The organism is Cellulomonas shaoxiangyii, assembly GCF_004798685.1.
Taxonomy (GTDB): domain Bacteria; phylum Actinomycetota; class Actinomycetes; order Actinomycetales; family Cellulomonadaceae; genus Cellulomonas; species Cellulomonas shaoxiangyii.
The window spans coordinates 1,342,206-1,369,104 of sequence record NZ_CP039291.1 but is presented as its reverse complement, the minus strand read 5'-3'; the positions used below and the strand labels follow the sequence as shown (position 1 = coordinate 1,369,104).

At 76.9% G+C, this 26,899-nt stretch carries 23 protein-coding genes; 8 read left to right on the top strand and 15 right to left on the bottom strand.

Annotated elements, in window-relative coordinates:
- Positions 1-101: 101 nt before the first annotated feature.
- From rpmA to E5225_RS06195, 3 genes are all read right to left on the bottom strand, one after another.
- Entirely contained in the window at positions 102-359 is a 258-nt protein-coding gene (gene rpmA / locus E5225_RS06205; protein ID WP_135975417.1) for a 50S ribosomal protein L27, read from the bottom strand.
- 58 nt (positions 360-417) lie between these two features.
- Positions 418-726, bottom strand: coding sequence for a 50S ribosomal protein L21 (gene rplU, locus E5225_RS06200; RefSeq protein ID WP_208012643.1), 309 nt, complete (start codon positions 724-726; stop codon positions 418-420).
- Positions 727-986: 260 nt separating this feature from the next.
- On the bottom strand, positions 987-4,604 hold the full coding sequence (locus E5225_RS06195; RefSeq protein WP_244243685.1) for an Rne/Rng family ribonuclease: 3,618 nt from the start codon (positions 4,602-4,604) through the stop codon (positions 987-989).
- 454 nt (positions 4,605-5,058) lie between these two features.
- On the opposite strand from E5225_RS06195, the gene E5225_RS06190 reads away from it, so the two are divergent.
- From E5225_RS06190 to E5225_RS06170, 5 genes are read left to right on the top strand one after another with little or no spacing between them, the layout of a single operon-like run.
- Positions 5,059-6,582, top strand: a complete 1,524-nt coding sequence (locus E5225_RS06190; RefSeq protein WP_135974687.1) for a cytochrome ubiquinol oxidase subunit I — start codon at positions 5,059-5,061, stop codon at positions 6,580-6,582.
- Between the two features lie 11 nt (positions 6,583-6,593).
- Positions 6,594-7,640 carry a cytochrome d ubiquinol oxidase subunit II gene (gene cydB / locus E5225_RS06185; protein WP_135974689.1) on the top strand — a complete coding sequence of 349 codons (1,047 nt, stop codon included), beginning with the start codon at positions 6,594-6,596 and terminating at the stop codon, positions 7,638-7,640.
- 58 nt (positions 7,641-7,698) lie between these two features.
- Positions 7,699-9,369: a thiol reductant ABC exporter subunit CydD gene (gene cydD, locus E5225_RS06180; protein ID WP_135974692.1), complete on the top strand. Its 1,671-nt coding sequence runs from the start codon at positions 7,699-7,701 to the stop codon at positions 9,367-9,369.
- The gene (cydC, locus tag E5225_RS06175) at positions 9,366-11,246 is read left to right on the top strand and encodes a thiol reductant ABC exporter subunit CydC (protein WP_135974694.1); all 1,881 of its coding nucleotides are present in this window, start codon (positions 9,366-9,368) and stop codon (positions 11,244-11,246) included. Before cydD ends, cydC begins: the two co-directional genes overlap by 4 nt.
- Entirely contained in the window at positions 11,243-13,036 is a 1,794-nt protein-coding gene (locus E5225_RS06170) for a sensor histidine kinase (protein WP_135974696.1), read from the top strand. The genes cydC and E5225_RS06170 overlap by 4 nt, the downstream gene beginning before the upstream one ends.
- A gap of 32 nt (positions 13,037-13,068) precedes the next feature.
- Here the strand turns inward: E5225_RS06170 and E5225_RS06165 are convergent, their stop codons facing one another.
- Entirely contained in the window at positions 13,069-13,695 is a 627-nt protein-coding gene (locus tag E5225_RS06165) for a response regulator (RefSeq protein WP_135974713.1), read from the bottom strand.
- Positions 13,696-13,777: 82 nt separating this feature from the next.
- On the opposite strand from E5225_RS06165, the gene E5225_RS06160 reads away from it, so the two are divergent.
- A complete protein-coding gene (locus E5225_RS06160) occupies positions 13,778-14,737 on the top strand; it encodes an NAD(P)-dependent oxidoreductase (protein ID WP_135974697.1) in 960 nt (319 codons plus the stop codon).
- Between the two features lie 102 nt (positions 14,738-14,839).
- Here E5225_RS06160 and mutM read toward each other — a convergent pair whose 3' ends face one another.
- The 6 genes from mutM to coaD form a co-directional block, all read right to left on the bottom strand.
- Complete coding sequence (mutM, locus tag E5225_RS06155) at positions 14,840-15,820, bottom strand: bifunctional DNA-formamidopyrimidine glycosylase/DNA-(apurinic or apyrimidinic site) lyase (RefSeq protein ID WP_135974698.1); 981 nt, start codon at positions 15,818-15,820, stop codon at positions 14,840-14,842.
- 4 nt (positions 15,821-15,824) lie between these two features.
- Positions 15,825-16,589: a ribonuclease III gene (rnc, locus tag E5225_RS06150; RefSeq protein ID WP_135974700.1), complete on the bottom strand. Its 765-nt coding sequence runs from the start codon at positions 16,587-16,589 to the stop codon at positions 15,825-15,827.
- Positions 16,590-16,601: 12 nt separating this feature from the next.
- Complete coding sequence (gene rpmF / locus E5225_RS06145) at positions 16,602-16,799, bottom strand: 50S ribosomal protein L32 (protein ID WP_135974702.1); 198 nt, start codon at positions 16,797-16,799, stop codon at positions 16,602-16,604.
- 2 nt (positions 16,800-16,801) lie between these two features.
- Positions 16,802-17,341 carry a YceD family protein gene (locus E5225_RS06140; RefSeq protein WP_243738363.1) on the bottom strand — a complete coding sequence of 180 codons (540 nt, stop codon included), beginning with the start codon at positions 17,339-17,341 and terminating at the stop codon, positions 16,802-16,804.
- Positions 17,342-17,560: 219 nt separating this feature from the next.
- Positions 17,561-18,067: a hypothetical protein gene (locus E5225_RS06135; RefSeq protein WP_135974706.1), complete on the bottom strand. Its 507-nt coding sequence runs from the start codon at positions 18,065-18,067 to the stop codon at positions 17,561-17,563.
- Positions 18,064-18,567 (bottom strand): pantetheine-phosphate adenylyltransferase, encoded by a 504-nt coding sequence (gene coaD / locus E5225_RS06130; protein WP_135974708.1) that lies wholly within the window; start codon positions 18,565-18,567, stop codon positions 18,064-18,066. Before coaD ends, E5225_RS06135 begins: the two co-directional genes overlap by 4 nt.
- 196 nt (positions 18,568-18,763) lie before the next feature.
- On the opposite strand from coaD, the gene E5225_RS06125 reads away from it, so the two are divergent.
- The gene (locus E5225_RS06125; protein WP_135974710.1) at positions 18,764-19,402 is read left to right on the top strand and encodes a GNAT family N-acetyltransferase; all 639 of its coding nucleotides are present in this window, start codon (positions 18,764-18,766) and stop codon (positions 19,400-19,402) included.
- Between the two features lie 34 nt (positions 19,403-19,436).
- On the opposite strand, the gene rsmD is transcribed toward E5225_RS06125, so the two are convergent.
- From rsmD to E5225_RS06100, 5 genes are all read right to left on the bottom strand, one after another.
- Positions 19,437-19,991, bottom strand: coding sequence for a 16S rRNA (guanine(966)-N(2))-methyltransferase RsmD (gene rsmD, locus E5225_RS06120; RefSeq protein ID WP_135974711.1), 555 nt, complete (start codon positions 19,989-19,991; stop codon positions 19,437-19,439).
- Complete coding sequence (locus tag E5225_RS06115; protein ID WP_136225349.1) at positions 19,988-21,595, bottom strand: DUF6297 family protein; 1,608 nt, start codon at positions 21,593-21,595, stop codon at positions 19,988-19,990. The genes rsmD and E5225_RS06115 overlap by 4 nt, the downstream gene beginning before the upstream one ends.
- Complete coding sequence (locus tag E5225_RS06110) at positions 21,592-22,281, bottom strand: ABC transporter ATP-binding protein (protein ID WP_135975494.1); 690 nt, start codon at positions 22,279-22,281, stop codon at positions 21,592-21,594. The genes E5225_RS06115 and E5225_RS06110 overlap by 4 nt, the downstream gene beginning before the upstream one ends.
- Before the next feature lie 62 nt (positions 22,282-22,343).
- A complete protein-coding gene (locus E5225_RS06105) occupies positions 22,344-24,593 on the bottom strand; it encodes an ATP-dependent DNA helicase RecG (RefSeq protein WP_135975496.1) in 2,250 nt (749 codons plus the stop codon).
- A gap of 121 nt (positions 24,594-24,714) precedes the next feature.
- A complete protein-coding gene (locus E5225_RS06100; RefSeq protein WP_136225347.1) occupies positions 24,715-26,310 on the bottom strand; it encodes a DAK2 domain-containing protein in 1,596 nt (531 codons plus the stop codon).
- 313 nt (positions 26,311-26,623) lie between these two features.
- On the opposite strand from E5225_RS06100, the gene rpmB reads away from it, so the two are divergent.
- A complete protein-coding gene (gene rpmB, locus E5225_RS06095; RefSeq protein WP_135974635.1) occupies positions 26,624-26,815 on the top strand; it encodes a 50S ribosomal protein L28 in 192 nt (63 codons plus the stop codon).
- The last annotated feature ends 84 nt before the right edge of the window (positions 26,816-26,899 follow it).

Below are 26,899 nucleotides of genomic sequence, written 5' to 3'. Positions count from 1 at the left end.
CGGCGGCAGCCGCGGCCGCTCACCCTCCGTCGATGGTCACACGACGAAGGGGCGCACCGCACCGGTGCGCCCCTCCCGTCGAGTGCTGCGTGCGTCGCGCCTCAGGCGTCCGCGGCGACGATGTCGACGACCTTGCGGCCGCGACGCGTGCCGAACGCGACCGCGCCGGCGGTCAGCGCGAACAGCGTGTCGTCGCCGCCACGGCCGACGTTCGCGCCCGGGTGGAAGTGGGTGCCGCGCTGGCGGACGATGATCTCGCCGGCCTTGACGACCTGACCGCCGAAGCGCTTGACGCCGAGGCGCTGCGCGTTCGAGTCGCGACCGTTGCGCGAGGAGCTCGCGCCCTTCTTGTGTGCCATGACTGACCTGCTCTCTTGCTGGCGGAGGACGATCGACGGGCCGCTCGCGCGGCTCCGGTCACTGGATGCCGGTGACCTTCAGGCGGGTCAGCTTCTGACGGTGACCCTGGCGCTTGCGGTAACCGGTCTTGTTCTTGTACTTGAGGATGTCGATCTTGGGACCCTTCTCGTCCCGCACGACCTCCGCCGTCACCGTCACCGCGGCCAGGGCCGCAGCGTCGGTCGTGACCTTCTCGCCGTCGACGAGCAGGAGCGCCGGGAGCTGGACCGTCGACCCCGTCCCCGCGGCGAGGCGGTCGACGACGACGACGTCGCCCACGGCGACCTTCTCCTGGCGGCCGCCGGCCTTCACGATCGCGTACACCACGTTGCTGCTCATCTCTGCTCGTCGGACCTTCGTCACTGCTCGTTCGGTGATCTCACCACCGGTGCCCGCGCACCACCCCGGCCACGAGGGCGAAGGGTTCGCGTCGGCGGATCGACGGCACGTGCACCGGCACGGGGCGCGTACCCGAGGGGCACGCACGCACCGGGGCGCACGGGGCGCACCGACGTTCTAGGGTACGGACCCCGTCCCGCCGGGTCAAACTGCCGTGGGGGCGCCACGACGTGCCGCCCCCACGGGTCTCACTCCTCGCCGGGCTCGCCCTGCGCCGGCCCACCCGGTACGGCCTCGTCCTCGGCGGCCACGTCGGCCACCGCGTCCGCGACCGCCGCGTCGGTCTCGTCGTCGTCGGCGGTCTCGAAGACCTCCGGCGCCACGGCGTGCAGCTCGAGCACGGCGTCCTCCGGGGCCGGCGCGGCCGGCGCGGGCGGCGACGCCGGTGCGGGGGCGTCCGCGGGCGCCGCCTGCACCCGCGTGGCCCGACCGCGGCGGCGGGGCGCCGAGGCGACGCCCGCGGCGGCGAGCTCGGCCAGCACGTCGAGCGCCGGCTGGGCGCCCGCGGGCGCGCCCGGCCCGACCTCGGCCTCGACGACGACCTCCGTCGTCACGTCGACCACGGTCTCCTCGACGACGAAGCCCGCGGCGTCGTCGTGGTGCGCGTCGTCGTGGTCGGCGTCGTCCGCGCCCTCGGCGGTGACGACCACCTCGGTCCGCACCTGCTCGTGCTCGTGCTCGTGCTCGTGGGCGTGCGCCGCGGCGGCCGCGATGGTCGCCAGCGTGGCCTTGACCGCCTCGCGCGCCTCGGGCAGGACCGGCACGGTCGCCGCCGCCGCCGCGGTCGGCTCGGCCGTGGCACCGCCGCTGCCGCGCTTGCGGCGCGCCCGCTTGGACTCGCCCTCCGGCGCCTGCGGCGCGCCCGCGTCGGGGCGGCCGTTCTTCTCGATGGGGTCCGCGTGCACGACGAAGCCGCGCCCGTGGCAGTGCTCGCACGTCTCGCTGAACGCCTCGACGAGGCCCTGGCCCACGCGCTTGCGCGTCATCTGGACGAGGCCGAGCGAGGTCACCTCGGCGACCTGGTGCTTCGTCCGGTCCCGGCCGAGGCACTCGACCAGGCGCCGCAGCACGAGGTCGCGGTTGGACTCGAGGACCATGTCGATGAAGTCGATGACGATGATCCCGCCGATGTCGCGCAGCCTCAGCTGGCGGACGATCTCCTCCGCCGCCTCGAGGTTGTTGCGCGTCACCGTCTCCTCGAGAGTGCCGCCGGCGCCGGTGAACTTGCCGGTGTTGACGTCGATGACCGTCATGGCCTCGGTGCGGTCGATCACGAGCGAGCCGCCCGAGGGCAACCAGACCTTGCGGTCCATGCCCTTGGCGAGCTGCTCGTCGACGCGGTGGACCGAGAACACGTCCTGCGTGCCCGTCCACTTCGAGACGCGTGCGGCCAGGTCGGGCGCGAGCTCACCGACGTACGAGGAGATGGCCGTCCACTCGTCCTCGCCCTCGACGACGAGCGAGGAGAAGTCGTCGTTGAAGATGTCGCGCACGACCCGGATGGCCATGTCCGGCTCACCCTGCAGCAGCGCCGGGGCCGTCGCCGTGCGGGCCTTCTTCTCGATGGCCTCCCACTGCGCCTGCAGCCGGACGACGTCGGCGCGCAGCTCGGCCTCGCTCGCCCCCTCGGCGGCGGTGCGCACGATCACGCCCGCCGAGTCGGGCACGACGTCACGCAGGATCTTCTTCAGGCGCGAGCGCTCGGTGTCGGGCAGCTTGCGGCTGATGCCCGTCATGCCGCCGCCCGGCACGTACACGAGGTAGCGGCCGGCGAGCGTGACCTGGCTCGTCAGGCGCGCGCCCTTGTGCCCGATCGGGTCCTTCGTCACCTGCACGAGCACCGGGTCGCCCGACTTCAGCGCCTGCTCGATGCGGCGCGGCTGGCCCTCCAGGCCCGCGGCGTCCCAGTTGACCTCGCCGGCGTACAGCACGGCGTTGCGGCCCTTGCCGACGTCGACGAACGCGGCCTCCATGCTCGGGAGCACGTTCTGCACGCGGCCGAGGTAGACGTTGCCCACCATCGACGACTGCGCCTGGTTGGAGACGTAGTGCTCGACGAGCACGCCGTCCTCGAGCACGGCGATCTGGGTGCGGCCGTGGCGCTCGCGCACGATCATCGAGCGCTCGACCGACTCGCGGCGCGCGAGGAACTCGGCCTCGGTGATGATCTGGCGGCGGCGGCCGGCGTCGCGGCCCTCCCGGCGGCGCTGGCGCTTCGCCTCGAGCCGGGTGGAGCCCCGCAGGGCCGTGACCTCGTCGCCCGCGGGCCGCGAGCGACGCGGCTCCTCGACCGCTGCCTCGCCACGCGTACCCCGACGGCGCCGGCGGCGCCGACGGCTCGACCCGCCGGCGTCGTCGTCACCCGCGGCGTCGTCGTGGTCCGTCTCGCGGTCGGCGTCGGTGTCGGCGTCGGTGTCGGTGTCGGTGTCGGTGTCCGTGACGTCGCCCGCGCCCGGGGAGCCCTCGGCGTCGTCGTCGTCCGCGGTCTCCGCGCGCCCCCGGCGACCGCGTCCGCCCCGACGACGACGGCGGCGGGGCGTGCCGTCCTCGTCCTCGTCGTCGTCCGCCGCCTCGGCGTCGAGGTCGACCTCGGCGGGGAGGTCGTCCGGCACGGGCGCGGCGTCGTCGTCGGGCTCCTCGGCGCCGACGGTCGCCTCCTGCTCGATCGCGTCGTCCGCGGCACGGCGGCTGCGGCCCCGCCCCCCGCGGCCTCGGCGGCGCGAGCGGCCGGCGCCCTCGTTCTCCTCGGCGGCGGGCGTCGTGGCGTCGGGCTCGGCGGCGGCCGGCTCGGCGGTGGCCGCCTGCGCGGCGGCGCGCTCGTCGGCGGCGCTCTGCTCGGCCGTCTGCGCGGCCTGCGAGATCTCCTCCGGGGAGCCCGTGGCGACCTGCGCGCGCCGACGGCGGGGACGTGCCGCGGGGTCGGGCGCCTGGAACAGCACGGCGGTCGTGGCGAGCCGCGCCCGTGTGGGCGCGCTGGTCTCGGGGGCGGACTCGGTGCGGACACCGCCCAGCTCCGCGAGCACGTCGAGCTGCGGCGCCCGACCCTGCGTCACGGTCTCGTCGGCGGCCGACGGGGCGGCGGCCGTCGTCTCGAGGGCGGTGTCGATGCCGGCGTCCTCGACCGACGCAGTCGCGCGCCGTGACGCGCGGCGGCGGGGCGCCTTCTTCGCGGGCGCCTCGGCCGTCTCGTCAGCCGCCGGTGCCTCGGCGACCGGCACCTCTGTGGCGGACGTCTGGGGAGCGACCGGCTCGGCGGCGACCGGCTCACCGTCGACCGGCGCGGCGGCGTCGGGCGCCTCCACGGGCGCGGCCGTCTTGCGGCGGCTGCGGCGCGCGCGGGGCGCGGGCGTCTCGGCCGGCGCCGACTCGGCGGCGGCCAGCTCGGCGGCGGCCAGCTCGGCGGCCGCCTCGTCCGTCTCCTCGACGGCCGTGGGCGTCGCCTCGACGGCCGGCGTGGCGACGTCGGCCTGCGCGGCGGTGTCGGGCAGCACGACGGTGCGGGTGACACGGCGCGAGCGGCGCGCGCGGGCCGGAGCGGCGGGGGCCTGGGCGGACGCCGGGTCGGCGACAGCCGCGGGCGCCGGCTCGGACTCGGCGGCGGGCGCCGGGGCGGCCACGGGGGCGGTCTGGGCCGCGGGGGCCGACGGCTCGGTCGCCGGAGCGGCGGGCTCCCCGGTCGTGCCGGTCGACCCGGCGATCGGCGGGGTCACGACGTCGCGTGTCACGCGGCGTCGGCGCCGGGTCGGCGCCTCTCCCCCCGTGGTCGTGGCGTCGGTGGAGATGTCGGGGGTGTTCTCGGGGCTCACGCGCGGTGCTCCTGTGCGCCCGGGCGGGCCGCCCACACGTCGTGCTCCCCCGGGCAGGTCGTCGTCGCTCGCCCGGGACTGCCCGGAACGGCGACGGAAGTCGCTGGTCGCGGCCACCGCGCGGGTGTCCGGCGCCATCGCCGGCCGGGCCGTCTCGGCGCTCCGCTTCTGAGCGGCGCCGAGGAGGGCGGCGGTGAGGCTGCACGGACGGCCGGTGCGGCCGTCGGTCCCGGCGGTGTGGCGCAAGGACCGCGACGAGTATCGCACAAGGCGGCCGCTCCGCCCCGGGGGGCGCTCCGCGTCGGCGCGTCGGGTGCACGTGACGACACCGTGTCAGCACTCGGGACCTAGGTCCCCCACCGTGGCGCGGCGGTCTTCCTACGGTCGTGAGGGCGGTCGCCGCCCGCCCGCTCGTACCACCCGAGCCGCCCTCCTCGCACCGACGGAGACCTGAGTGGACGCCCTCGACCTGGCCCGCTGGCAGTTCGGCATCACGACCGTCTACCACTTCGTCTTCGTGCCGCTCACGATCGGGCTGTCACCGCTCGTGGCCGTCATGCAGACCGCCTGGGTGCGCACCGGGAACGAGCGGTGGCTGCGGCTGACGAAGTTCTTCGGCAAGCTGCTGCTCATCAACTTCGCCATCGGCGTCGCCACGGGCATCGTGCAGGAGTTCCAGTTCGGCATGAACTGGTCGGAGTACTCGCGGTTCGTCGGCGACGTCTTCGGCGCTCCGCTGGCCATGGAGGCCCTGGCCGCGTTCTTCGTCGAGTCGACGTTCCTCGGGCTGTGGATCTTCGGCTGGGACAAGCTGCCGAGGAAGATCCACCTCGCGTGCATCTGGGCCGTGGCGATCGCCACGAACCTCTCGGCGTACTTCATCCTCGCGGCCAACTCGTGGATGCAGCACCCGGTCGGCACGACGTTCAACCTGGAGACCGGCCGCGCCGAGATGACCGACGTCGTCGCGGTCCTCACCAACTCGACCCTCCTGGCCGCGTTCCCGCACACCATCGCGGCCGCGTTCCTCACCGCGGGCACGTTCGTCGCCGGCATCGCCGCCTGGTGGATGGTGCGGCTCGTGCGGGCGGGCCAGGCCGGCACGGCGCGCGACGTCTACCGCCCCGCCGTCGTGCTGGGCCTCGTCACGATGCTCGTCTCCGGCGTGGGCGTCGCGGTCTCCGGCGACTGGCAGGCCAAGCTCATGTTCGAGCAGCAGCCGGCCAAGATGGCCGCCGCGGAAGGGCTGTGCACGTCGCAGGACGGCGCACCGTTCTCGATCCTCGCGATCGGGGACCTCACGAACGACTGCGAGGGCGTGCGGCACCTGCTGGAGATCCCCGGCGTGACGTCGTACCTGGCCACCGGCGACTTCGACGCGCCCATCCGCGGCGTCGACGAGCTGCAGGAGCAGTACACGCGGTGGATCGGCGAGTGGGAGGAGGCCAACGGCGTCGAGGCCCCGGTCGACGCGGACACGCGGTTCTACCCCAACCTCGCGGTCACCTACTGGTCGTTCCGCCTCATGATCGGGCTCGGCGCCGGATCGGCGGCGCTGTCCCTCGCGGCCCTGTGGCTGCTGCGCCGCAAGGGCTCGGTGACGGGCCACGTGTGGTTCGGCCGGCTCGGGCTGGCCGCCATCGCGACGCCGTTCGCCGCGTCCGCGTTCGGCTGGATCTTCACCGAGATGGGCCGCCAGCCGTGGGTCGTCGCACCGAACCCGGACGCGTCCGGCGTCGACGGCGTGTGGCTGCTCACCGCCCGCGGCGTGAGCGAGGTCGTCAGCCCCGGCATGGTCGTGTTCTCGATGGTCGGGTTCACGCTCCTGTACGGCGTCCTCATGGTCGTGTGGTTCCGCCTCATGAAGCGGTACGCCGTCGAGGGCGTCGCCGACACCGAGCGCGACCCGAGCCCGGACGCCAACCCGCCCGTCGACGACGCCGACGGCACCGACCGTCCGCTGTCCTTCGCCTACTGAGGAGACCGACCATGGACCTGCCCGTCGTCTGGTTCCTCCTCATCGCCGTCCTGTGGACCGGCTACCTCGTGCTCGAGGGCTTCGACTTCGGCGTCGGCATGCTGCTCGCGGTCCTGCCGCGCGGGGACCGCGCGCGCCGCGAGAAGGAGCGCCGGCTGCTCATCAACACCGTCGGCCCCGTCTGGGACGGGAACGAGGTCTGGCTGCTCACCGCCGGGGGTGCGACCTTCGCGGCGTTCCCCGAGTGGTACGCGACCATGTTCTCGGGCTTCTACGTCCCGCTCTTCCTCATCCTGCTCGCGCTGATCGTCCGCGTCGTGGCGTTCGAGTGGCGCGGCAAGATCGACGACGACCGCTGGCGCGGCTGGGCGGACCGGGCGCTGATGGTCGGCTCGTTCGTGCCGTCGCTGCTGTGGGGCGTCGCGTTCGCGAACCTGGTCCGGGGCGTCGAGCTGGACGCCGACCACCAGTACGTCGGCGGCCTCCTCGCGCTGCTGTCGCCGTTCGCGCTGCTCGGCGGGCTCGTGACGCTGAGCATCTTCCTCACGCACGGCGCGGTGTTCCTCTCGATGAAGGTCGACGGGCAGGTGCGGGAGCGCGCCGCGACGTTCGCGTCGCGCAGCGCCGTCGTGACGCTCGTCCTGGCGGGCGCGTGGGCCGTGTGGGCGCAGGTCGCCTACTCGGTGCCGTGGACGTGGGCGGCCGTGCTCGTCGCCGCCGCGGCCCTGGTCGTCGTGGTCGGCGCCACCCGGGCCCGGCGCGAGGGCATCGCCTTCACCGCCTCCGCGGTCGCGATCGTCGCCGCCGTCGTGCTGATCTTCGGGTCGATGTTCCCCGCGGTCATGCCGGCCCTCGACCCCGCGCACTCCCTCACCGTCGACAACGCGTCCTCGACGGACTACACGCTGACGGTCATGACGTGGGTCGCCGGCATCCTGACGCCGGTCGTGCTCCTCTACCAGGGATGGACCTACTGGGTCTTCCGCAAGCGGATCACGCTGGAGCACATCCCGGAGTCGACCGGCCTGACCTTCGCCCGCGTGACCCAGCGGTCGTGAGCCGCAGGCAGGACCGCCCGCGGCGGGGGCGGGCGCGCGACGTGGCCGGGCGGTCGGCGTGAAGCCGCTGGACCCCCGCCTGCTGCGGTACGCGCACGCCGCCCGCGGCTACCTGGCCCTCACCGTCGCGCTCGGCCTGCTGACGGGCGGCCTCGTGGTCGCCCAGGCCCTGCTGCTCGCGCACGCGCTCGGGTCGGCGGTGGCCGGCGGGGCGTCACCGGCCGCCGTCGCACCCCTCGTGGGGTGGCTCGTCGCGGTCGTCGCCGCGCGCACCGTCGTCGCCGGGGTGCAGGAGCGGTACGCGCACCGGGCCGCGACGCGTGCCGTCGCCGAGCTGCGGGAGCGCGTCGTCGCGCACGCCGCCGCGACCGGCCCTCGGCGGTCGCCGGACCACGACGGCGCGGCGCTCGTCACCCTCGCGACGCGGGGCCTGGAGGCGCTCGAGCCGTACTTCGTCCGGTACCTGCCGCAGCTGGTCCTCGCCGCCACGCTGACGCCCGCGACCCTGCTCGTCGCGCTCCGGCTCGACTGGGTCTCCTTCGCCGTGCTCGCCGGGACGCTGCCCCTCGTCCCCGTCTTCATGTGGCTCGTCGGCGTCATGACGCAGGGCCGGTCGGCCCGCGGGCTGGCGGCCATGGAACGGCTCGGCTCCCAGGTGCTCGACCTGCTCGCCGGCCTGCCGACGCTGCGGGCGTTCGGCCGCGAGCGCGGCCCGGAGGCGCGCGTACGAGCGCTCGGCGACGCCCACCGGCGCGCGACCGCCGGCACCCTGCGCATCGCCTTCCTGTCCGGCATGGTGCTCGAGCTGCTCACCACGCTGTCGGTCGCCGTGGTCGCCGTCGGCGTCGGGCTCCGGCTGGTGCACGGGGGCATGGACCTCGTGACCGGCCTCGCCGTGCTGGTCCTCGCGCCCGAGGTGTACGCGCCGCTGCGCCAGGTCGGCGCGCAGTTCCACGCGTCGACCGACGGGGTGGCCGCAGCCGACCGCGCGTTCGCGGTGCTGGACGCGCCGCTGCCCCCACGTGGCCGCGTCACGGCGCCGGACCTCGCGCGCGGCGCGGTGGAGGTGCACGGGCTCGGTGTGCGGGCACGCACCGGCTGGGCGCCCGCGGGGGTGGACCTGACCCTGCGACCCGGCCGCGTCGTGGCGCTCGTCGGGCCGTCCGGCGCCGGGAAGACGACGACCGTCGAGGCAGTCCTCGGTCTGCTCGCGCCGGACGCCGGCGCCGTCCGGCTCGTGGCCGCGGACGGCACCTCCGTCGACGTCGCCGACGTCGACCCCGCGACGTACTGGCGCCAGGTGACGTGGCTGCCCCAGCGGCCCGTGCTCGAGCCCGGCACCCTCGACGCCCTGCTCGGCTCCCCCGCCCCGGCCGAGCGCGACCGCGCCGCCGCCCGCACCGGCCTCGACGCCGTCGTCGCCGGGCTGCCGGACGGCTGGGCGACGGTGCTCGGCGCCGGGGGCAGCGGGCTCAGCGTGGGCCAGCGCCAGCGGCTGGCGCTCACGCGGGCGCTGCTGCGCCCCACCGCCGTCGTGGTCCTCGACGAGCCGACGGCGCACCTCGACGCGGCCGGTGAGCGGGTCGTCCTCGACACGCTGGACGCCCTGCGCGAGGCGGGCAGCGCGGTGCTGCTCGTGGCGCACCGCCCGAGCCTCGTGGCGCGGGCCGACGACGTCGTCGCGGTCGCCGACGCGGGCGCCGACGCCGTGCCGGTGGGCGCCCCGTGAGGCCCGGCTCCGTCCCGCGCCCGGTCGCCGCCGACCACGGGTCCGCCACCGGACCGGCGGCCACGACCCGGCCACCGCGGGGCACGCTGCGCCGGGCCGTCCGCCTCCTCGACCCCGACCCCCGCCGGGTCGCGCTGGCCGTTCTCCTCGGCACGCTCGCGCTCGGCTGCGCGGTCGCGCTCGCCGCCGTCTCCGCGTGGCTCATCGCGCGCGCCTCGCAGATGCCGCCCGTGCTGACGCTGTCCGTCGCGACCGTCGCCGTGCGCACGTTCGGCATCGGCCGCGGCGTGCTGCGCTACCTCGAGCGCCTCGTCTCCCACGACGTCGCGCTGCGGGGCATGGTCGCGCTGCGCACGACGCTGTACGCGCGGCTGGCGGCCGGACGCCCGGAGGCGGTCCTCGGGGTGCGCCGCGGCGACCTGCTCGCGCGCGTCGGCGCGGACGTCGACGCCGTCGGTGACGTCGTCGTCCGCGGGCTCCTGCCGGCGGCGGTCGCCGCGGTGCTCGGCGTCGGGACCAGCGTCGCGATGGGGCTGTTCTGGCCGCCCGCCGGCGTCGCCCTCGCCGGGTGCCTGCTGCTGGCGGGCGTCGTCGCGCCGTGGGCGACCGCGGTCGGCGCGCGCCGCGCCGAGGAGCACGGCGTGCGCGCGCGCGCCGACATGACCGCCGCCGCCCTGGGCATCCTCGACGACGCCGGGCCGCTCGCGGTCTCCGGCCGGCTGGACGCCGAGCTCGACGCGCTGCGCGACGCCGACCGTCGCCTCGCCGCCGCAGCGGACGCCGGCGCGCGCCCGGCGGCCCTGGCGGCGGCCGTCGGGCAGCTCGCCGTCGGCCTGGCCGTCGTCGCGGCGCTGGTGACGGGCGTCCCGGCCGTCGGGGCGGGCCTGCTCGCGCCGGTGGAGCTCGCGGTGGTCGTGCTCACACCGCTCGCGGCCTTCGAGGCCACGTCGGTGCTGCCGGCGGCGGCGGTGCAGGTCCAGCGCTCGCGCGCCGCCGCCGCGCGCGTCCTCGCGCTCCTCGACGACGCGGGACCGGCGGCGCCCGTCCCGGCGACCCCGGTCCCGCCGGCGAGCGACGCGACCACGGACCCGCACCTGGTCGCCACCGGCCTCACCGCGGGATGGCCCGCCCGCCCGGCCGCCGTCGGCGGTGTCGACCTCACGCTCGCCCCCGGGCGTCGCGTCGCGGTCGTCGGCCCGAGCGGCGCGGGCAAGTCGACCCTGCTGCTCACGCTGGCCGGGCTGCTCCCCCCGGTCGCGGGCGCCGTGCGGCTCGACGGGACCGACCTCGCGGACCTGCCGCGCGAGCGCGTCGTCCGGGCGGCCGTCGCGACCACCGAGGACGCACACGTCTTCGGCACCACCGTGCTCGAGAACCTCCGCGTCGCGCGCGGCGACGTCACCGAGGCGGAGGCCGCGCAGGCGCTGGCGCGCGCCGGCCTCGGCGACTGGCTCGCCGCCCTGCCCGACGGGTTCGGCACGCTCCTCGGCCCCGACGGCCGCACCGTCTCCGGGGGCGAGCGCCGGCGCCTGCTGCTGGCCCGCGCGCTCGTGTCCGACGCCCCCCTGCTGCTCGTCGACGAGCCCGCCGAGCACCTCGACCCCGCCACCGCCGACGCGCTCCTCGACCGCGTGTGGCACCTGCCGCCCACCCGGGCCGGCGCCCGCCGGGGCGTCCTCGTGGTCACGCACCGCCTCGCCACGCTGGCGTCCGCCGACGAGGTGCTGTGGCTGCAGGACGGCCGCGTCGCCGCGCGCGGCACGCACGAGCGGCTCCTCGCCGAGGTGCGGGGCTACCGTGAGGCCGTGGAGTCCGAGCGCACGACCGACGCGACCGCGACCGGCCCGACCGGCCCGACGAGCAGGGTGGACGCGTGAGCGCGGGAGGGGTCCAGCCGCGGCAGGTCGAGCCGCGGCACGTCCCGCCGGGCTCGCCGGCGGCCCACCCCGTCGGGGTGCCGTTCGACCACGGGGTGCTCACCGAGGTCACCGGGACGCCCGCGCCGCTGACCGGCGACGCCCTGACCGACCTGCTCAACGCGATCCTCGCCGTCGCCGGCCAGCTCGACCTGCCCGCCGTCCTCGAGCGCTTCGTGCAGGTCAGCGCCGAGCTGACGCAGGCGCGCTACGGCGCGATCAACGTCCTCGACGAGACCGGCACGTCGACCACCTTCGTCTACACGGGCGTGCCCACGGCCGTCGCCCGCATGCTCGCGCACCCCCCGCACGCGCACGGTGTGCTGGGGCAGATCCCGGTCGACGGCGCGCTGCGCCTGGAGGACCTCACGAAGCACCCCGCGTTCCGGGGCTGGCCGGCGCACCACCCGCCGATGGGGCCGTTCCTCGGTGCGTCCGTGAAGGTGGGCGAGCACGTGTACGGGCAGCTGTACCTCTCGGAGAAGCAGGGCGGCCCGTTCGACGCGCACGACGAGGAGATGGTGGTGGCCCTCGCGGCCGCCGCCGGCGTCGCCGTCGCGAACGCGCGCCTCTACGCCGACGCGGAGCGGCGCGAGCACTGGCTGCGCGCGGGGCAGGAGATCACGACGATGCTGCTCGAGGGCATCGACGAGGAGGACGCGCTCGCGCACATCGCCCGCACCGCGCGCCAGGTCGCCGGCGCGGACACGGCCGCCCTCGCACTGCCCGGCATGGGCGGCGAGCTGTACCTCGAGCTCGTGGAGGGGTACCACGCCGACGAGCTGACGGGTCTCGTCATGCCGCGGGACGGCCGCGCGTGGACCGCGCTCGAGGAGGGCGTCGGCCTGCTCACGCCCTCGCTGAGCGCGTCGCGGACGGTCAAGGTCGACCAGATGCGCACGTTCGGGCCGGCGATGTTCGCTCCCCTGCAGTCGTCCGGGCGGGGCGTCGGCGTGCTCGTGCTGCTGCGGCGCATCGGCTCGACGCCGTTCGACGAGAGCGACCTCGCCACCGCGCAGTCCTTCGCGTCGCAGGCCGCGCTCGCGTACGTGCTCGCCGAGGCGCGGCACGCGCAGGACGTCGCCGCCCTCCTCGACGAGCGCGAGCGCATCGCGCGCGACCTGCACGACCTCGCCATCCAGCAGCTCTTCGCGACCGGCATGCAGCTCGAGACGGTGCGACGCCGCGCGGCGCGCGGCGTCGACGCGAGCGCGCTGACGGACATCGTCGAGGAGGCGCTCGACAACGTCGACAGCTCCGTGCGCCAGATCCGCCAGATCGTCTACGCCCTGCGTGACCCGGACGCCGCCACGGGCCTGGTCGAGCGGCTGCGACGCGAGACGTCGCTCGCGCGCACGGGCCTCGGGTTCGCGCCCTCGCTCCTGCTCACGCTGGACGGCCGGCCGCTCACCTCCGGTGACGGCGTCGAGGAGGACCTCCTCGACGAGCGGCTCGACGCCGACCTCACCGACGACGTCGTCGCAGTCGTGCGCGAGGGGCTCGCGAACGCGGCCCGGCACGCGCACGCGTCGTCCGTGGCCGTGCGCGTCGCCGTGCGCGGACGCGGGCCGAGCGGGTCCGTCGAGGTGGAGGTCGAGGACGACGGGGCCGGTCTGCCGGCCGTGCGCGACCGCAGCTCCGGCACGGGGAACCTCGCGTCGCGGGCGCGTCAGCACGGCGGCACGTTCACGCTCGGAGCCGCACCGAGCGGGCGCGGGGCCCTGCTGACGTGGCAGGCGCCCCTCGACTGAGCACGGCTCCCGGGCCGGCGGGCCCCGGGGCGTCAGTGCCCGGGCTCGGACCGCCAGCCGGCGTGCTTGCGGGACGCGACCCACGCCGCCACCTGCGTGCGGCGCTGCAGACCCATCTTGGCCAGCAGCGACGTGATGTGGTTCTTCACCGTCTTCTCGGCGACGCCGAGGCGTTCGGCGATCTCCCGGTTGGACATGCCCTCGCCGATGAGGTCGAGGACGCGCAGCTCGCTCGGCGTCAGGCTCTCCGTCGGGTCCTCGTGCCCGGCGCGCCGGCGCGCGACGGTCCGCTCGTCGAGGAGCGTGCGCCCGGCGGCGACCGCGCGGATGACGTCGGTGATCTCGGCGCCCCGCACGCTCTTGAGCAGGTACGCCACCGCACCCGCCTCCAGCGCCGCCGCGAGGGCGTCGTCGTCGTCGAACGAGGTCAGGACGATGGCGCGGGCGGTCGGCACCTGCTCCCGCACGGCGGTGAGCAGGTCGATGCCGGTGCCGTCGGGCAGCTGCAGGTCGACGAGCATGACCTGCGGGCGCACGAGCGCCGCCCGCCGGACGCCGTCGGCGACGGAGCCGGCCTCGGCGACGACCGTCATGCCGTCCGTCCGCTCGACCACCTCCGCGATCCCGCGCCGCACGACCTCGTGGTCGTCGACGATCATCACGGTCACGGGGCTCTGGCGCGCGTCCGGGACGGGCGGCGTCGACTGGCTGGTGGCGGACACGATGGCATCGTATCGAGCCATGACGACGATCATGCTGCCCACCACGGCCGACGGCGTGCCGCGCCTGCCCGCGGGCGTCCGCGCCGTGCCGTACGACGTCTCCGCTCCCCCGCCCCCCGAGGCCGCCGACGCCGACGCGCTCGTCGTGTGGGGCAACCCGGGCGACCGGCTCGCCGAGCTGGCCGCCGCCGCGCGGCGCGCCCGGTGGGTGCAGACCCTCGCCGCCGGGCCCGACGCCGTGCTGGCGGCGGGCTTCGCCGACGACGTCGTCGTGACGAACGGGCGCGGGCTGCACGACGCCACGGTGGCCGAGCACGTGCTGGCGCTCGTGCTGGCGTGCGTGCGCCGGGTCCCCGACCTCGTCCGCGCGCACGACGCCCACCGGTGGGCCGGGGAGCTCGGCGGGCTGCAGCCGCTGCACCCGCCCGGCGAGGTGCGCACGCTGCTCGACGCGCACGTCACCGTCTGGGGCTTCGGCTCGATCGCCGCCCGCCTCGCACCCCTGCTGCACGCGCTCGGCGCCGACGTCACCGGCGTGGCCCGCACCGCCGGGGAGCGCCACGGCTTCCCCGTCGTCACGCCGGACGCCCTCGCGGACCTCCTGCCCGGCACGGACGTCCTCGTCACGCTCCTGCCCGACCTGCCCGCGACGCGGCACGCCGTCGACGCCCGCGTGCTGGGGCTGCTGCCCGCCCGTGCGTGGGTCGTCAACGCCGGCCGGGGCAGCACGCTCGACGAGGACGCCCTCCTGGCCGCCGTGCGCGAGGAGCGGCTCGCCGGGGCGGCGCTCGACGTGGTCGCGACCGAGCCGCTGCCCGCGTCGTCGCCGCTGTGGGACGAGCCGCGCGTGCTCGTCAGCCCGCACGCGGCCGGGGGCCGGCCCGTCGGCTGGACGGAGCTGGTCGCCGACAACGTCGCGCGCTTCGTCGCCGGGCGGCCGCTGCGCAACGTCGTCGAGCGCGGAGCACGTGAGCGCTGATCGGCGCTGAGCACCGAGCACCGAGCACGTCGGGCGACGAGCGAGGGACGGGCGCCGCGGGATCGGGACCCGTCCCACCGCGCGCGTCGGTGCGGCCCGCCGCTACCAGCGGCCGTGACGCGGGCGCGGCTGGCAGCGCGGGCAGGTGTACGACGAGCGGCTCATGAACTCGTCGCGCCGCACCGCCGTGCCGCACCGGGGGCACGGGCGCCCGTCCTGGCCGTACACCGCGAGCGACCGGTCGAAGTACCCGGACGCGCCGTTCACGTTGACGTAGAGCGCGTCGAAGCTCGTTCCGCCCGCGGCGAGGGCCGCCGTCATCACCTCGGTGGCGCCGTCGAGCGCCCGGCCCACCTCCGGGCGGCGCAGCGTGTCGGTCGCACGGGCGTAGTGCAGGCGCGCCCGCCACAGCGCCTCGTCGGCGTAGATGTTGCCGATGCCGCTCACGAGCGTCTGGTCGAGCAGCGCGCGCTTCAGCCCCGTCCGCCGCCGCCGCACCGCGTCGACGAGGGCCGGCCGGTCGAGCGCGGGGTCGAGCAGGTCGCGCGCGATGTGCGCGACGGGCGAGGGGACGACCGCCCGGTCGGAGCCGCGTCCGCCGGGGCGTCCGTCGGGCGTGGCGACCAGGTCCGGGACGGAGAGGTGACCGAACGTGCGCTGGTCGACGAAGTCCAGCGCGGAGCCGTCGTCGAGCGCGATCCGGACGCGCAGGTGGGGGTGCTCGACCCAGCCCGCGGGCCCCGGGGTCGCGACGGGGTCGAGGCCGGGCTCGGGGCCCGCGTCGGTGGCGCGGGCGTCGGCGGACGGGCCGCGGACCAGCAGCTGCCCGCTCATGCCGAGGTGCGCCATGAGGGCGTCGTCGCCCCGGCCCGGACCCTCGTCGAGCAGGAGCCACAGGAACTTGCCCCGCCGCACCGCGGCGTCGAGCCGCCGCCCCCGGAGGCGGGCCGCGAAGTCGCCCGGGCCACCGTCGTGGCGACGCACCGAGTAGTCGCGGTGCACCGTCACGTCGACGACGGTCCGTCCCAGCACGTGCCGGGCGAGGCCGTCGCGGACCGTCTCGACCTCGGGGAGCTCGGGCACGGCGTCAGGCCCCGGCGGTACCCGTGCCGGTCGCGGCTGCCGCGGCGTCCCGCGCGGCGGACAGCGTCGCGTACGCCGCGGCGGCGGCCTCCTGCTCGGCGAGCTTCTTCGCCGAGCCGGTCCCGCTGCCGCGGACCTCGCCGCCCACCACGGCGTGCGCGGTGAACGTGCGGGCGTGGTCGGGGCCCTCGCCGGTGACGTCGTACGTCGGCGCGCCGAGCCCGAGCAGCGCGGACAGCTCCTGCAGCGAGGTCTTCCAGTCGAGACCGGCGCCGAGGTCCGCAGCCGCCTCGAGCGTCGCGCTGACGAGGCGGTCGACGAGGCCGCGCGCCGTCTCGAGGCCGTGGGACAGGTAGACCGCGCCGAACAGCGCCTCGAGCGTGTCGGACAGGATCGAGTCCTTGTCCGCACCACCGGTGGCGAGCTCGCCCTTGCCGAGCAGGAGGTACGCGCCGAGGTCCAGGGTGCGCGCCACGCGTGCGAGCGCACGCTGCGACACCGTCGCGGCCCGCATCTTCGCGAGGTCGCCCTCGGACAGATCGGGGTACGCGCGGTAGAGGTGCTCGGTGACCACGAGCCCCAGGACGGTGTCACCGAGGAACTCGAGGCGCTCGTTGGTCGGGATGCCACCCGCCTCGTGCGCGAACGACCGGTGCGTCAGCGCGAGCACGAGAAGCTCGGGGTCCAGACGGACCCCGAGCTTCTCGAGGAGCGAGTCGGCAGCCGAGACCGCACGCGCGCCGCGCGGGGCGTCAGGTGTGCCGGTCATCGGGCCGGTGGGTCAGCTCGCCTCGTGCTCGCTGCGCACGGCCTCCGCGTACCGGCGGCCGTTGTAGGCACCGCAGGACGGGCAGGCGATGTGCGGCTGCATGTGCGCCTTGCACTGGGGGCAGGTCGTGAGCGTCGTGGCAGTGGTCTTCCACTGCGAGCGACGCGCACGGGTGTTGCTGCGCGACATCTTGCGCTTCGGAACCGCCACGGTCAGCTCTCTCTCTGTTCGTCGTCAGTGCTCGTCAGGCCGCCGAGAGCGGCCCATCGAGGGTCGATCGTGTCGTGCTGGTGGTCCGGGTCGTCCGCGAGCCGCGCGCCGCACTCCGAGCACAGGCCCGGGCAGTCCGGCCCGCACAGGGGCCGGAACGGCAGCGCGGTCACGATCGTGTCCCGCAGCGCGGGCTCGAGGTCGACGAGGTCGTCCTCCAGCTCGCGCACGTCCTCGTCGTCGTCACCCTCCGCGGCCGCGGCCTGCGCACGCTCAGGGTAGACGTACAGCTCCTGCAGCGTGACGTCGAGAGGCTCGACCACACGCTCCAGGCACCGCACGCACTCCCCGACGGCCTCGCCGCGGATCGAGCCGGTGACCAGGACCCCCTCCATGACGGCCTCGAGCCGGAGGTCCAGCTCGAGGTCGCTCCCGGAGGGGACGCCGATCATCGCGGTGCCGAGCTCGTCGGGTGCGGGCACCGTCCGCGGCACCGTACGCGTCGATCCCGGACGTCGGCCGAGCTCGAGGGTGTCGAGCACGAACGGCGAACGGGGATCGAGGCGGGCAGAACGCACGGTCCGGTCCCCTCATTCCTGTGGCCCGTCCGGCACGCGGGCGCGCCGGACGGTGTGGTGCGGTGTGATGACGAGTCGGCCCCGCCGCGACCGGCCGGACCAACCGACAACTGTACGGCACCGCCGCGGGCTGCCCAAACCACGAGGTGCCCCCGGTCGGCTGCCCGCCGACGACGGAACGGGTCAGCCGCCCTCGCCCGGCTGCAGGCGGCCCGCGAGCTTCGCGCGGCCGCCCTGCACCTGGCTCAGGACCTTGCCCAGGTCGATCTCGAAGTCGGCGAGCCGCCGGTCGCAGTAGTCGTCGGCGTCGCGCCGCAGCCCGTCGGCGGTCTCCTGCGCGTCCGCCACGATCTGCGCCGCCCGCGCCTGGGCCTGCGCCACGACGGCCTCCTGCTCGACCAGCTCGGCCGCGCGCGCCCGGGCACGGGTGACCAGCGACTCGGCCTCGGCGTGGGCCGCCGCGCGCGCCGCGTCCGCGTCGGCCAGCACCGCGTCGGCCCGCTGCAGCTGCGCCGGCAGCGCCGCGCGCACCTGCTCCACCAGCTCCAGGATCTCCGCGCGGTTGACCAGCACCGACGACGACATGGGCATGGCCCGCGCCTCCAGCACCGCCTGCTCGATGGCGTCGAGCACCCCCGCCACGCCGCCCGTGCGCTCCTCGTCGACCCCGCGGTCGGTCTGCTCCGTCATCGTCCGTCCCCTCCCTGGCGGGCCCGCGCGTCGAGCGCGCGGTGCACCGCTGCCGCCACCGGCGCGGGCACGAGGTCGTCGATCCGACCCCCGTGCCGCGCCACGTCCTTGACCAGCGACGACGCGATATGCGCCAGCGCCGGGTCCCCCAGCACGAAGACCGTCTCCACGCCCGACAGGTGCCGGTTCATGAGCGCCATCGGCACCTCGGCGTCGACGTCCGCCCCGCCGCGCAAACCCTTGACCAGCGCCACGGCGCCGACGTCACGCACGAGGTCCGCGAGCAGGCCGCGCGTGCCGACGACGCGCACCCCGTCGACGCCCGCCAGCGCCTCGGCCGCGAGCGCGACGCGCTCGTCCGCGGTCAGCAGCGGCTGCTTGGTGGAGTTGTGCGCGACCGCCACCACGACCTCGTCGAACAGGGCGCGGGCACGTCGCACGACATCCACATGACCCAGCGTCAGCGGGTCGAACGACCCGGGGCACACCGCGATCCTCACGCACGCCAACCTACGTCACGGACCCGTGACGGCACGTGACGGGCGCCCCGCGCGCCGCGTGCCGGAACGTGGAGGTGCCGCACCGGCGCCGGTGCGGCGCCCCCCGTGCTGCGGCCGGTCGTGCCCCGTCCCCCGTGCGGGCGCCACGCCGCACGGTGGTCGTCCCGCGCGCGCCGCCGCGCTAGCGTCCGCACCCATGGACGACCCGCGGCCGGCACGGGCCGACGACGTGCCCGCGATCCGCACGGTGTGCGCGCTCGCGTACGCCGAGAACCCGCTGATGGCCTGGGTGCTGCCCGTCCGCTCGACGCGGGAGGACGCGTGCGCCGCGTGGCTCGGCCCCGCGCTCGAGCGCTACGTCGACATCGGGTACGTCGACGTGCTCACCGCCGGGGCGGTGGGCGAGGGTGCGGACCGGCCGGACGAGGTGGTCGCCGTCGCGGCGTGGCGCCCGCGGCACGCGGACGGGGCCCCCGAGCCGCCGCCGCGCCTCCCCCGGCCGGCAGGCGTCCTGCGGGCGCTCGTCGGGCCCTCCCGCGCCGAGGAGGTCCTCGCGGCGCTGGGTGACACCGCCGCGTACGCGCCGCCCCACGCCGGCGCGTACCTCAACTACCTCGCGGTCCACCCCGCCTACCAGGGCCGAGGGCTCGGCGGGGTGTTGCTGCAGCACGGCCTGCGGGCGCTGGCGGGCTCCCCGTGGCGGGGCACGCCGTGGCTCGCGACGAGCGACCCGCACAACGTGCCGTTCTACGCCCGGCGCGGGTTCGCCGTGGCCGGCAGCCACGTCCTCGGCGTGGACGGCCCACGGCTGACCGTCATGCACGGGCGCGGGTGACCCTGAGCCCGTAGGCCGTCGGTCCCTCCGGCGTTCAGGCCGGGCGCTCGCCGAACCACACGTGCGTCTCGCCGTACCGCCGGTCGTCGATCGCCGTGAGCGGTGCCGGCCAGGTCGGCGCGGGCGCGCGGGTCGAGCGCTCGACGACGACCACGCCCCCCGGGGCGGTGCACCGGGCGACTGCCGCGAGGGCCGACGCGAGGGCGGCCTCCGCCAGGTCGTAGGGCGGGTCCAGCAGGACCAGGTCGACCGCGCCGTCGGTGAGCCGCGCGAGGTAGCGGTCGACGGTGTCGGCCACGACGTCGACCCGGTCGGCGAGGTCGAGCGCGCGCACGTTGCGCCGGCACGCGTCCACGGCGACCCGGGCGGTGTCCACCAGCACGGCGTGCGCGGCCCCGCGGCTCACGGCCTCGAGGCCGAGCGCACCGGAGCCGGCGTACAGGTCGAGCACGCGGGCGCCGTCGACGGCGTCGAGGTGCTCCAGGCGCGAGAACAGCGCCTCGCGCACCCGCTCGCTCGTCGGCCGCGTCCCCTTGGCGGGGACCACGAGCGTGCGGCCGCCGGCCGTGCCGGCCACGATGCGCGTCACCTCGCCGCCCCGCTCGGCGCGGGCGCGGGGGCGCTCGCGTCCGCCCCCTCGAGCGTGCGATCGAGCCAGCTCTTCTCGTGCGTCGAGGAGCCGATGAGGACCGCCACCACGGACAGCACGAGCTGCGCGGTGACCAGCGGCGTCGTGACCGTCGACAGGCCGATCGCGATCCACAGCGGCAGCAGGCACAGGGCCACGAGGTCCGGTCCGCGGGCCACCACCGCGAACGCACCGGCGGGCACCGCGCCCGCGGGTGTCGCCACGAGGTTCTTCCCCCAGTCCGGCGCCGGCCGGTACGCCGCCCGCACCGCCGCCGCGGCCCACACGGGCGTCGACGCGAGCGCGAGCACGAGCCAGTCGACGACCGGGCCGCCGGCCCAGCGCGCGACGGCGGCGAGCGTGAGCGCCGACCACACGAGCGCGACGAGCGCCGGCACCACCATCCGCAGCCGCCGCACGGTCGTGTGCCGCAACGGCAGCGCCCGGTCCAGGGCCGGCGCCATCTCCGCCCAGCGGGACCCCTCCGCGCCGGCGCTCGCGGCAGCGGCGCCACCGACGACGACGGCGAGCACCACCCCCACCGGGCTCGCGAGCTGGGGCACGACCGTGACGAGGGCGGGCACCAGCACGCCGACGGCGACCTGGACGAGATGGCGCGGCGACCGCCGCAGCAGGACGACGTCCGCCGTGACCAGGGCGGTGACCGGCCCCCGCACGGTCCGCAGCCGCGACGACCGCCGGCGCGCGGGCCGCAGCGTCCCGCCCCCGAGCGCGCGGCCGAGCTCGCGGGTGTCGAGGGACACGACCGCTCCGACCGCCTGCGTCGCCACCGACCCGCTCTCCCGCACCGTGCGTGCGGGCAGCCGGCCGAGCCGTGCGTCGACGCCGGCCCCCAGCGCCGCGACGGCCACGGCGCCCGCGGCGACCAGCGCCCAGCCCGGGACGGGCGTCGTGGCCGGCGCCGTGCCCGTCGCCACGAGCAGCGCCGCCGCGACCGGCGCGGCCAGCAGCAGGGCGTCGCCGGCGAGGGCGGTCGTGCGCCGCGGCACGCCGGCCGACTGCACGAGCGCCGCGGCGAGCACGAGCGCGGCGGCGCCCGCGGCCCCCACGAGCGCCCCGCGCACGAGCTCGGCCCCGGCCCGCGCCAGCAGCCCCGCGTCCAGCAGCACCACCACGACCGCCCCGGCGAGGGCGGCGAGCACGGGCAGCCGGACCGCGGCCGGACGGAGCAGCCCTCGGCGCTGCACGGGCAGCGTCAGCCACCACGCGCCCTCGGCCCCACCCGCGCCGACCGGCCCGAGCCGGCCGGCCACCCCCACGAGGGCACCGGCCGCGCCCACCAGCAGCACCGCCACGAGGACGGGCAGGCTCAGCCCGCCCGGCGTCGCGACGTCCGGCGCGGGCGGCAGCGCGACGCGCAGCTGCTGCACGACGCCGAGCGCGAAACCGACCGCGACCGCGACGCTGAGGACGGCCGAGTAGACGTCGGCCAGGAGCGCACCGACGTGCGCGTCGGCGTGCGCCCGGGCCGCCTGCGTGGTGAACCGGCGGATCGAGCGGGCCGCCGGGACCGGGCCCGTCTCGTACGGGCGGACGGCCGTCACAGCACGACCCGCGCGATGCGCGCCGCGGCCTCGTCCGCCGTCACGTGCTCGACGGCCCGGTCGTCGATGTGCACGGCCGCGTCGCAGACCTCGCGCACGAGCTCCGCGTCGTGCGTCGCGAGCAGCACGGCGCCGCCGGCGGCGGTCTCCGCGCGCAGCCGCTCGGCGAGCCGGGCGCGCATGCCGCGGTCGAGGCGCTGCTCGGGCTCGTCGAGCACGAGCAGCGAGCGCGGACGGGCGAAGCCGGCGGCCAGGAGCAGCCGGCGGCGCTGCCCCGAGGAGAGCGCGACCGGCAGCGCCTGCGCGTGCTCGGCCAGACCGAACTCCGTCAGCAGCTCGGCGACACGGTCGCGCGCGTCGAGCACGCCGTGCCCCCGCGCGGTCAGGTACAGGTGCTCGGCGACGGTCAGCGCGGGGAAGTACGCGTCGTCGTCGAGGACCCCGGCGACCTCGCGGCGGAACTCCGGCTCCCGCTCGTCGACGGGCCGGCCCAGCACCTCGACGCGACCGGCGAGCGGTGTGAGCAGCCCGAGGACCGTCTTCAGCACCGTGGACTTGCCCGAGCCGTTCGCGCCGACGAGTGCCACGGCCCGACCGGCGTCGACCGTGAAGGCCACCGGCGGGCAGACGGGCGTCGCCCCGTAGCCCACCTCGACGTCGTGCACGCGGACCACGGGTGTCGCCATGGCGGCCAGGGTAGTTGCGCCGGTGCCGGGGGCGGTGCCGGTGTCGGGGGTCCGGTCCGGCGTCACGCGCGGTCCAGGTACTCCTCGCGCTCCCCCGCCAGCTGCTGCTCGATCGCGCCGCGCAGCGCGGGCCACGCCGCGAGCTCGGCGTCGTCCGCGACGAGCGCGCGGGCGTCGGAGCGCGCGAGGTCGATGACGTCGGCGTCGCGCGTGACGCGCAGCAGGCGCAACGAGCTGCCGCGTCCGTGCTGGGCGGCGCCGAGCACGTCGCCCTCGTGCCGCAGCTCGAGGTCGAGCGCCGCGAGTCGGAACCCGTCGGTCGTGCTCGCGAGCGTCTCGAGGCGGGTATGCGCATCCGTGCCCGGCTCCGCGGCGCTCACGAGCAGGCACAGGCCGGGACGCGACCCGCGGCCGACGCGGCCGCGCAGCTGGTGCAGCTGCGAGAGCCCGAACCGGTCGGCGTCGAGCACGACCATGACCGTCGCGTCGGGCACGTCCACGCCGACCTCGATGACGGTCGTCGAGACGAGCACCGGCGCGGCCCCGGACGCGAACGCCGCGAACGCCCGCTCCTTCTCGTCCGGTGCCATGCGCCCGTGCAGCACCCCGACCCCGACCCCCGCGAGGTCGGCGCGGGCGCGCAGCTGCTCGGCGACCTCCGTGACCGCCCGCAGCGGCCGGCGCGGCGGCACGGCGCCGCCACCGACCGTCTCCACGGCCTCGGCGAGCAGGTCGGCCCCCTCGTCGTCGTCCGCGGCACCACCGGGGGCGTCGTCCGCCTCGATCCGCGGGCACACGACGTACGCGCGCCCGCCACGGTCGACCTCCTCGCGCACCCGCTGCCACGTGCGGTCCGTCCAGCGCGGGTTGTCCGCCGGCACGGCGTGCGTCGTGATGCCGGCCCGGCCCGCCGGCACCTGGTCGAGCACCGACGTCTCCAGGTCCCCGAACACGGTCATCGCGACCGTGCGCGGGATCGGCGTCGCCGTCATCACGAGCGTGTGCGGCGTGCGCGCCGCCTTGGCGCGCAGGGCGTCCCGCTGCTCCACGCCGAAGCGGTGCTGCTCGTCGACGACGACCAGACCCAGGTCGGCGATCTGCACGTGCTCCGACAGCAGGGCGTGCGTGCCCACGACGATGCCCGCGCGCCCGCTCGCCGCGTCCAGGAGCGCCTCGCGCCGCGCCGCCGCGGGCAGCGAGCCCGTCAGCAGGGCGACGCGCGTGGCGTTCTCCGCGCCGCCGAGGAAGCCCCCGTCGGCGAGGTCCCCGAGGAGGGCGCGCAACGTGCGCACGTGCTGCGCGGCGAGCACCTCCGTCGGCGCGAGCAGCGCCGCCTGGCCGCCCGCGTCGACGACCTGCAGCATCGCGCGCAGGGCCACGACGGTCTTGCCCGAGCCGACCTCGCCCTGCAGGAGCCGTTGCATCGGCCGCGGCGCGGCTAGCTCCGCCGCGATCTCCTCCCCCACCGTCCGCTGGCCGGCCGTGAGCTCGAAGGGCAGCCGCGCGTCGAACGCGTCCAGCAGCCCGCCGGCCCGGCGCGGCCGCGCGACCGCCTCCTCCTGCGCGACCCGCTCGCGTCGGCGCGCCAGCTCCGCCTGCAGCACGAGCGCCTCCTCGTAGCGCAGCCGGTCACGCCCGCGCTGCCACTCCGCCTCGTCGGCGGGGACGTGCACGAACCGCAGCGCCTCGAGCAGCGTCGGCAGGGCGTGCGCCTCGCGCAGGCGGTCCGGCACGGGGTCGGGCACGTCGACCTCGCGCAGCGGGTCCAGCACCGTGCGGACCGCCTGCGCGACCTTCCACGACTCGAAGCCCGCGAACGCGGGGTAGATCGGGATGGGGCGGCTCGCGTCGAGCAGCGCCTCCTCCTCGTCCTGCACGTCGTCCTCCGCACCGAACAGGCGGCACTCGGGGTGCATGAGCTGCAGCGTCCCCCGGTACAGCGAGACGACGCCGGTGAACAGGCCGCGCCGGCCCGTGCGCAGCTGGCTCTCACGCCACTCGAGCTTGCGCCGGTGGGTGGCGAAGAACGTCAGCTCGAGCCGGCTCGTGCCGTCCGTGATCGTCGACTGCAGCAGCCCCTTGCCCTGCGCGGTGGTGCGCAGCGACGTGCGGACGACCTCCGCCACCACGGTGACGTGCTCCCCGACGGCGAGGCGCGTCATGTCGGTCAGCGTCGCCGCCTCCGCGTACCGGCGCGGGTAGTGCCGCAGCAGGTCCTCGGCCGTCTCCAGGCCCAGCTTGCCCAGCGCCTTGCCGGTCCGCGGGTTCGTGGCCCGCGCGAGCGGCACCGCGAGCGGATCCGTCGTCAGCATCCGCGCCCCCACCTCCTCGTCCTCGTCCGTGCGTCGTCGTGGGCCGCGCTCCGGCCGGCCCGTCCCGCGGGCGCGCACCGGCCACGTGCCGCCGGCGGTCGCCCGTGCGCGCGGGCGGCGGTCAGTCGACGCCCACCCACCACCCTGCCTCCGCGGCCGGCCCGGCCACGACGACCTCGTGGTCCGGCAGCGCCGCGCGGACCGCGTCCACGGCCGCCGCCGCGTCGGCCCCGACGTCGGCGCCGTGCACGAGCGTGACCGACTGGGCCGCGGGTCGGCTGCGCACGAGGTCGCGCACGGCGCCGACGAGCGCCGGCACGCCACCGGGCGCGTCGCCGCCCGCGTCACCCGGCGCGTGCGCCGGCACCCGCACGGACAGCAGGCGGTCCAGCGCCGCACGGGCGGCGCCGGACCCTCTCGCGGGGTCCGCCAGCACCGCCAGGCACGCCACGACCGCGGCGCCGTCCGGTGCGGCCGCCAGCACCGTGGCGGGCGGCACCCCGGGCGCCTCGGGCACCGTCCCGGGCGGCACGCCGCCGACCGCGTCGAGCACGACCACGTGCGAGCCCTCCGCGTCCACCACGGCGCGCCCGACGTGCTCGGCCGGTACGGGCGCCCCCGGGTCGGCGACGAGCGCGACCGCGCCCGCCGTGGCGTACCAGGCGGCCAACCCGCCGGAGGCCGTCACGACGACGAGCCCGGGCCCTGTCACGGGACCGGGGTCGACGGCCCGGACGACCACGCGGTCGCGCGCGCCGGGGGGCACGAGCGCGAGGGCCGCGGCGGGGTCGTCGGTGTGCACGTGCGCGTGCCAGCGGTCGCCTGCCGCGACGACCGCGACCGCGTCGCCGACGCCCCGCAGCGCGGCGGCGAGGGCGTCGGTGCCCGCGGCGCCGTCCGTCGACGAGCACGAGGGCCCCGGGCGGACGAGCAGCATGACCTCGAACGCGCCGCCGGCCGCAGCCGCGTGCGCACCGGGCAGCGCGACCGCGCCCGTGGGCAGCCACGCCAGGTCGACGTCGGCGACCTCGGCGGCGGTCCGCGTGCGCAGGGCGTGCGTGAGGGCGTCGAGCACGACGAGGAGCGCGCACGCGCCCGCGTCGACGACGTGCGCCGCCCGCAGGACGTCGTGCCCCGCGCTCACGCGTCCGAGGTCGGACCGGGCGGCCGCGAGCGCGTGCGCGAGGACGTCGGCGTCGGCGCTGCCGTGCGGGACGGCGGACCCGTGGTCGTGCCTGCCGACGTGCGCGGCCACCTGCGCGGCGACCGTCAGCACCGTCCCCTCCTGCGGGTCCGGCACCGCGTCGCGGGCTGCCGCGGCCGCCCGCGTGAGCGCACCCGCGAGGTCCTCGCCCGCGGCGACGGCCGCGGCGAGCCCGACCAGCCACTGGCTGAGGATGATCCCGGAGCTGCCGCGCGCCGCGGCGGCGGCGCCGGCGGCGAGGGTGCCCGCGACCTCGGCCGCACCGGCGCCGCCGGGCAGCGCCGCGACGGCGTCCGCGCCGCCCGAGACGGTGAGCAGCACGTTCGACCCGGTGTCCGCGTCGGCGACGGGGAACACGTTGACCGCGTCGACCCGCTCGCGCGCGGCCGCGCACACCGCCCGCGCACCCGCCGCCCACGCGCGCAGCACGACGGGGTCGCCGAGCGCCGCCGCTCCCGGACCCGCCGCGGGGTGCACGGACCCGTCACGGTCCACCGCCGGCTGCACCGCCATCCGTCGCCTCCGTCGTCGTGGGGACGCCCGCGCCGGCCCGCGCGCACGGGCCCGCCGACGGCTCCGAGCCGCCGCGTCACCGGAGCACTGTGCCGCACCGCGCCCACATTTGGGTGCCAGGTCGTCGATGGGCTAGCCTTGTCCGGTTGCCCGGACCCCGTCCGGCATCCCCACCGACTTCCCGACGCATCGTCGTGCGGTCGTGGCCGGTCACCAGACCCTGGTGGCAGGCCCGGCCCAGGCCGCGTGCGCGGGTCGTGCACGAACCGGACCGCCCGCCGGCCCCGGGACAGAACAGAACCAGGAGAAGATCGTGGCTGCCAACTGCGACGTCTGCGCCAAGGGCCCGAGCTTCGGGCACAGCATCTCGCACTCGCACGTGCGCACGAAGCGCCGCTGGAACCCGAACATCCAGCGCGTGCGCGTGGTCGTGGCGGGTACCCCGAAGCGCCTCAACGTGTGCACCTCGTGCCTCAAGGCCGGCAAGGTCCAGCGCGCCGTCTGAGACCCCCGTGCCGCGCCGCCGCCCCCGGGCGGACGGCGCACCCGCACAGCAGGACCCGACGAGGGCCCGCGAGCATCCGCTCGC

Coding starts and splice junctions, on each gene's coding strand:
- E5225_RS06125 (WP_135974710.1), top strand. CDS start 18,764: ATGGACGACCCGCGGCCGGCACGGGCCGACGACGTGCCCGCGATCCGC.
- rpmA (WP_135975417.1), bottom strand. CDS start 359: ATGGCACACAAGAAGGGCGCGAGCTCCTCGCGCAACGGTCGCGACTCG.
- E5225_RS06105 (WP_135975496.1), bottom strand. CDS start 24,593: ATGCTGACGACGGATCCGCTCGCGGTGCCGCTCGCGCGGGCCACGAAC.
- E5225_RS06165 (WP_135974713.1), bottom strand. CDS start 13,695: ATGATCGTCGACGACCACGAGGTCGTGCGGCGCGGGATCGCGGAGGTG.
- rnc (WP_135974700.1), bottom strand. CDS start 16,589: ATGACCGGCACACCTGACGCCCCGCGCGGCGCGCGTGCGGTCTCGGCT.
- E5225_RS06110 (WP_135975494.1), bottom strand. CDS start 22,281: ATGGCGACACCCGTGGTCCGCGTGCACGACGTCGAGGTGGGCTACGGG.
- E5225_RS06100 (WP_136225347.1), bottom strand. CDS start 26,310: ATGGCGGTGCAGCCGGCGGTGGACCGTGACGGGTCCGTGCACCCCGCG.
- cydB (WP_135974689.1), top strand. CDS start 6,594: ATGGACCTGCCCGTCGTCTGGTTCCTCCTCATCGCCGTCCTGTGGACC.
- E5225_RS06160 (WP_135974697.1), top strand. CDS start 13,778: ATGACGACGATCATGCTGCCCACCACGGCCGACGGCGTGCCGCGCCTG.
- E5225_RS06135 (WP_135974706.1), bottom strand. CDS start 18,067: ATGACGGAGCAGACCGACCGCGGGGTCGACGAGGAGCGCACGGGCGGC.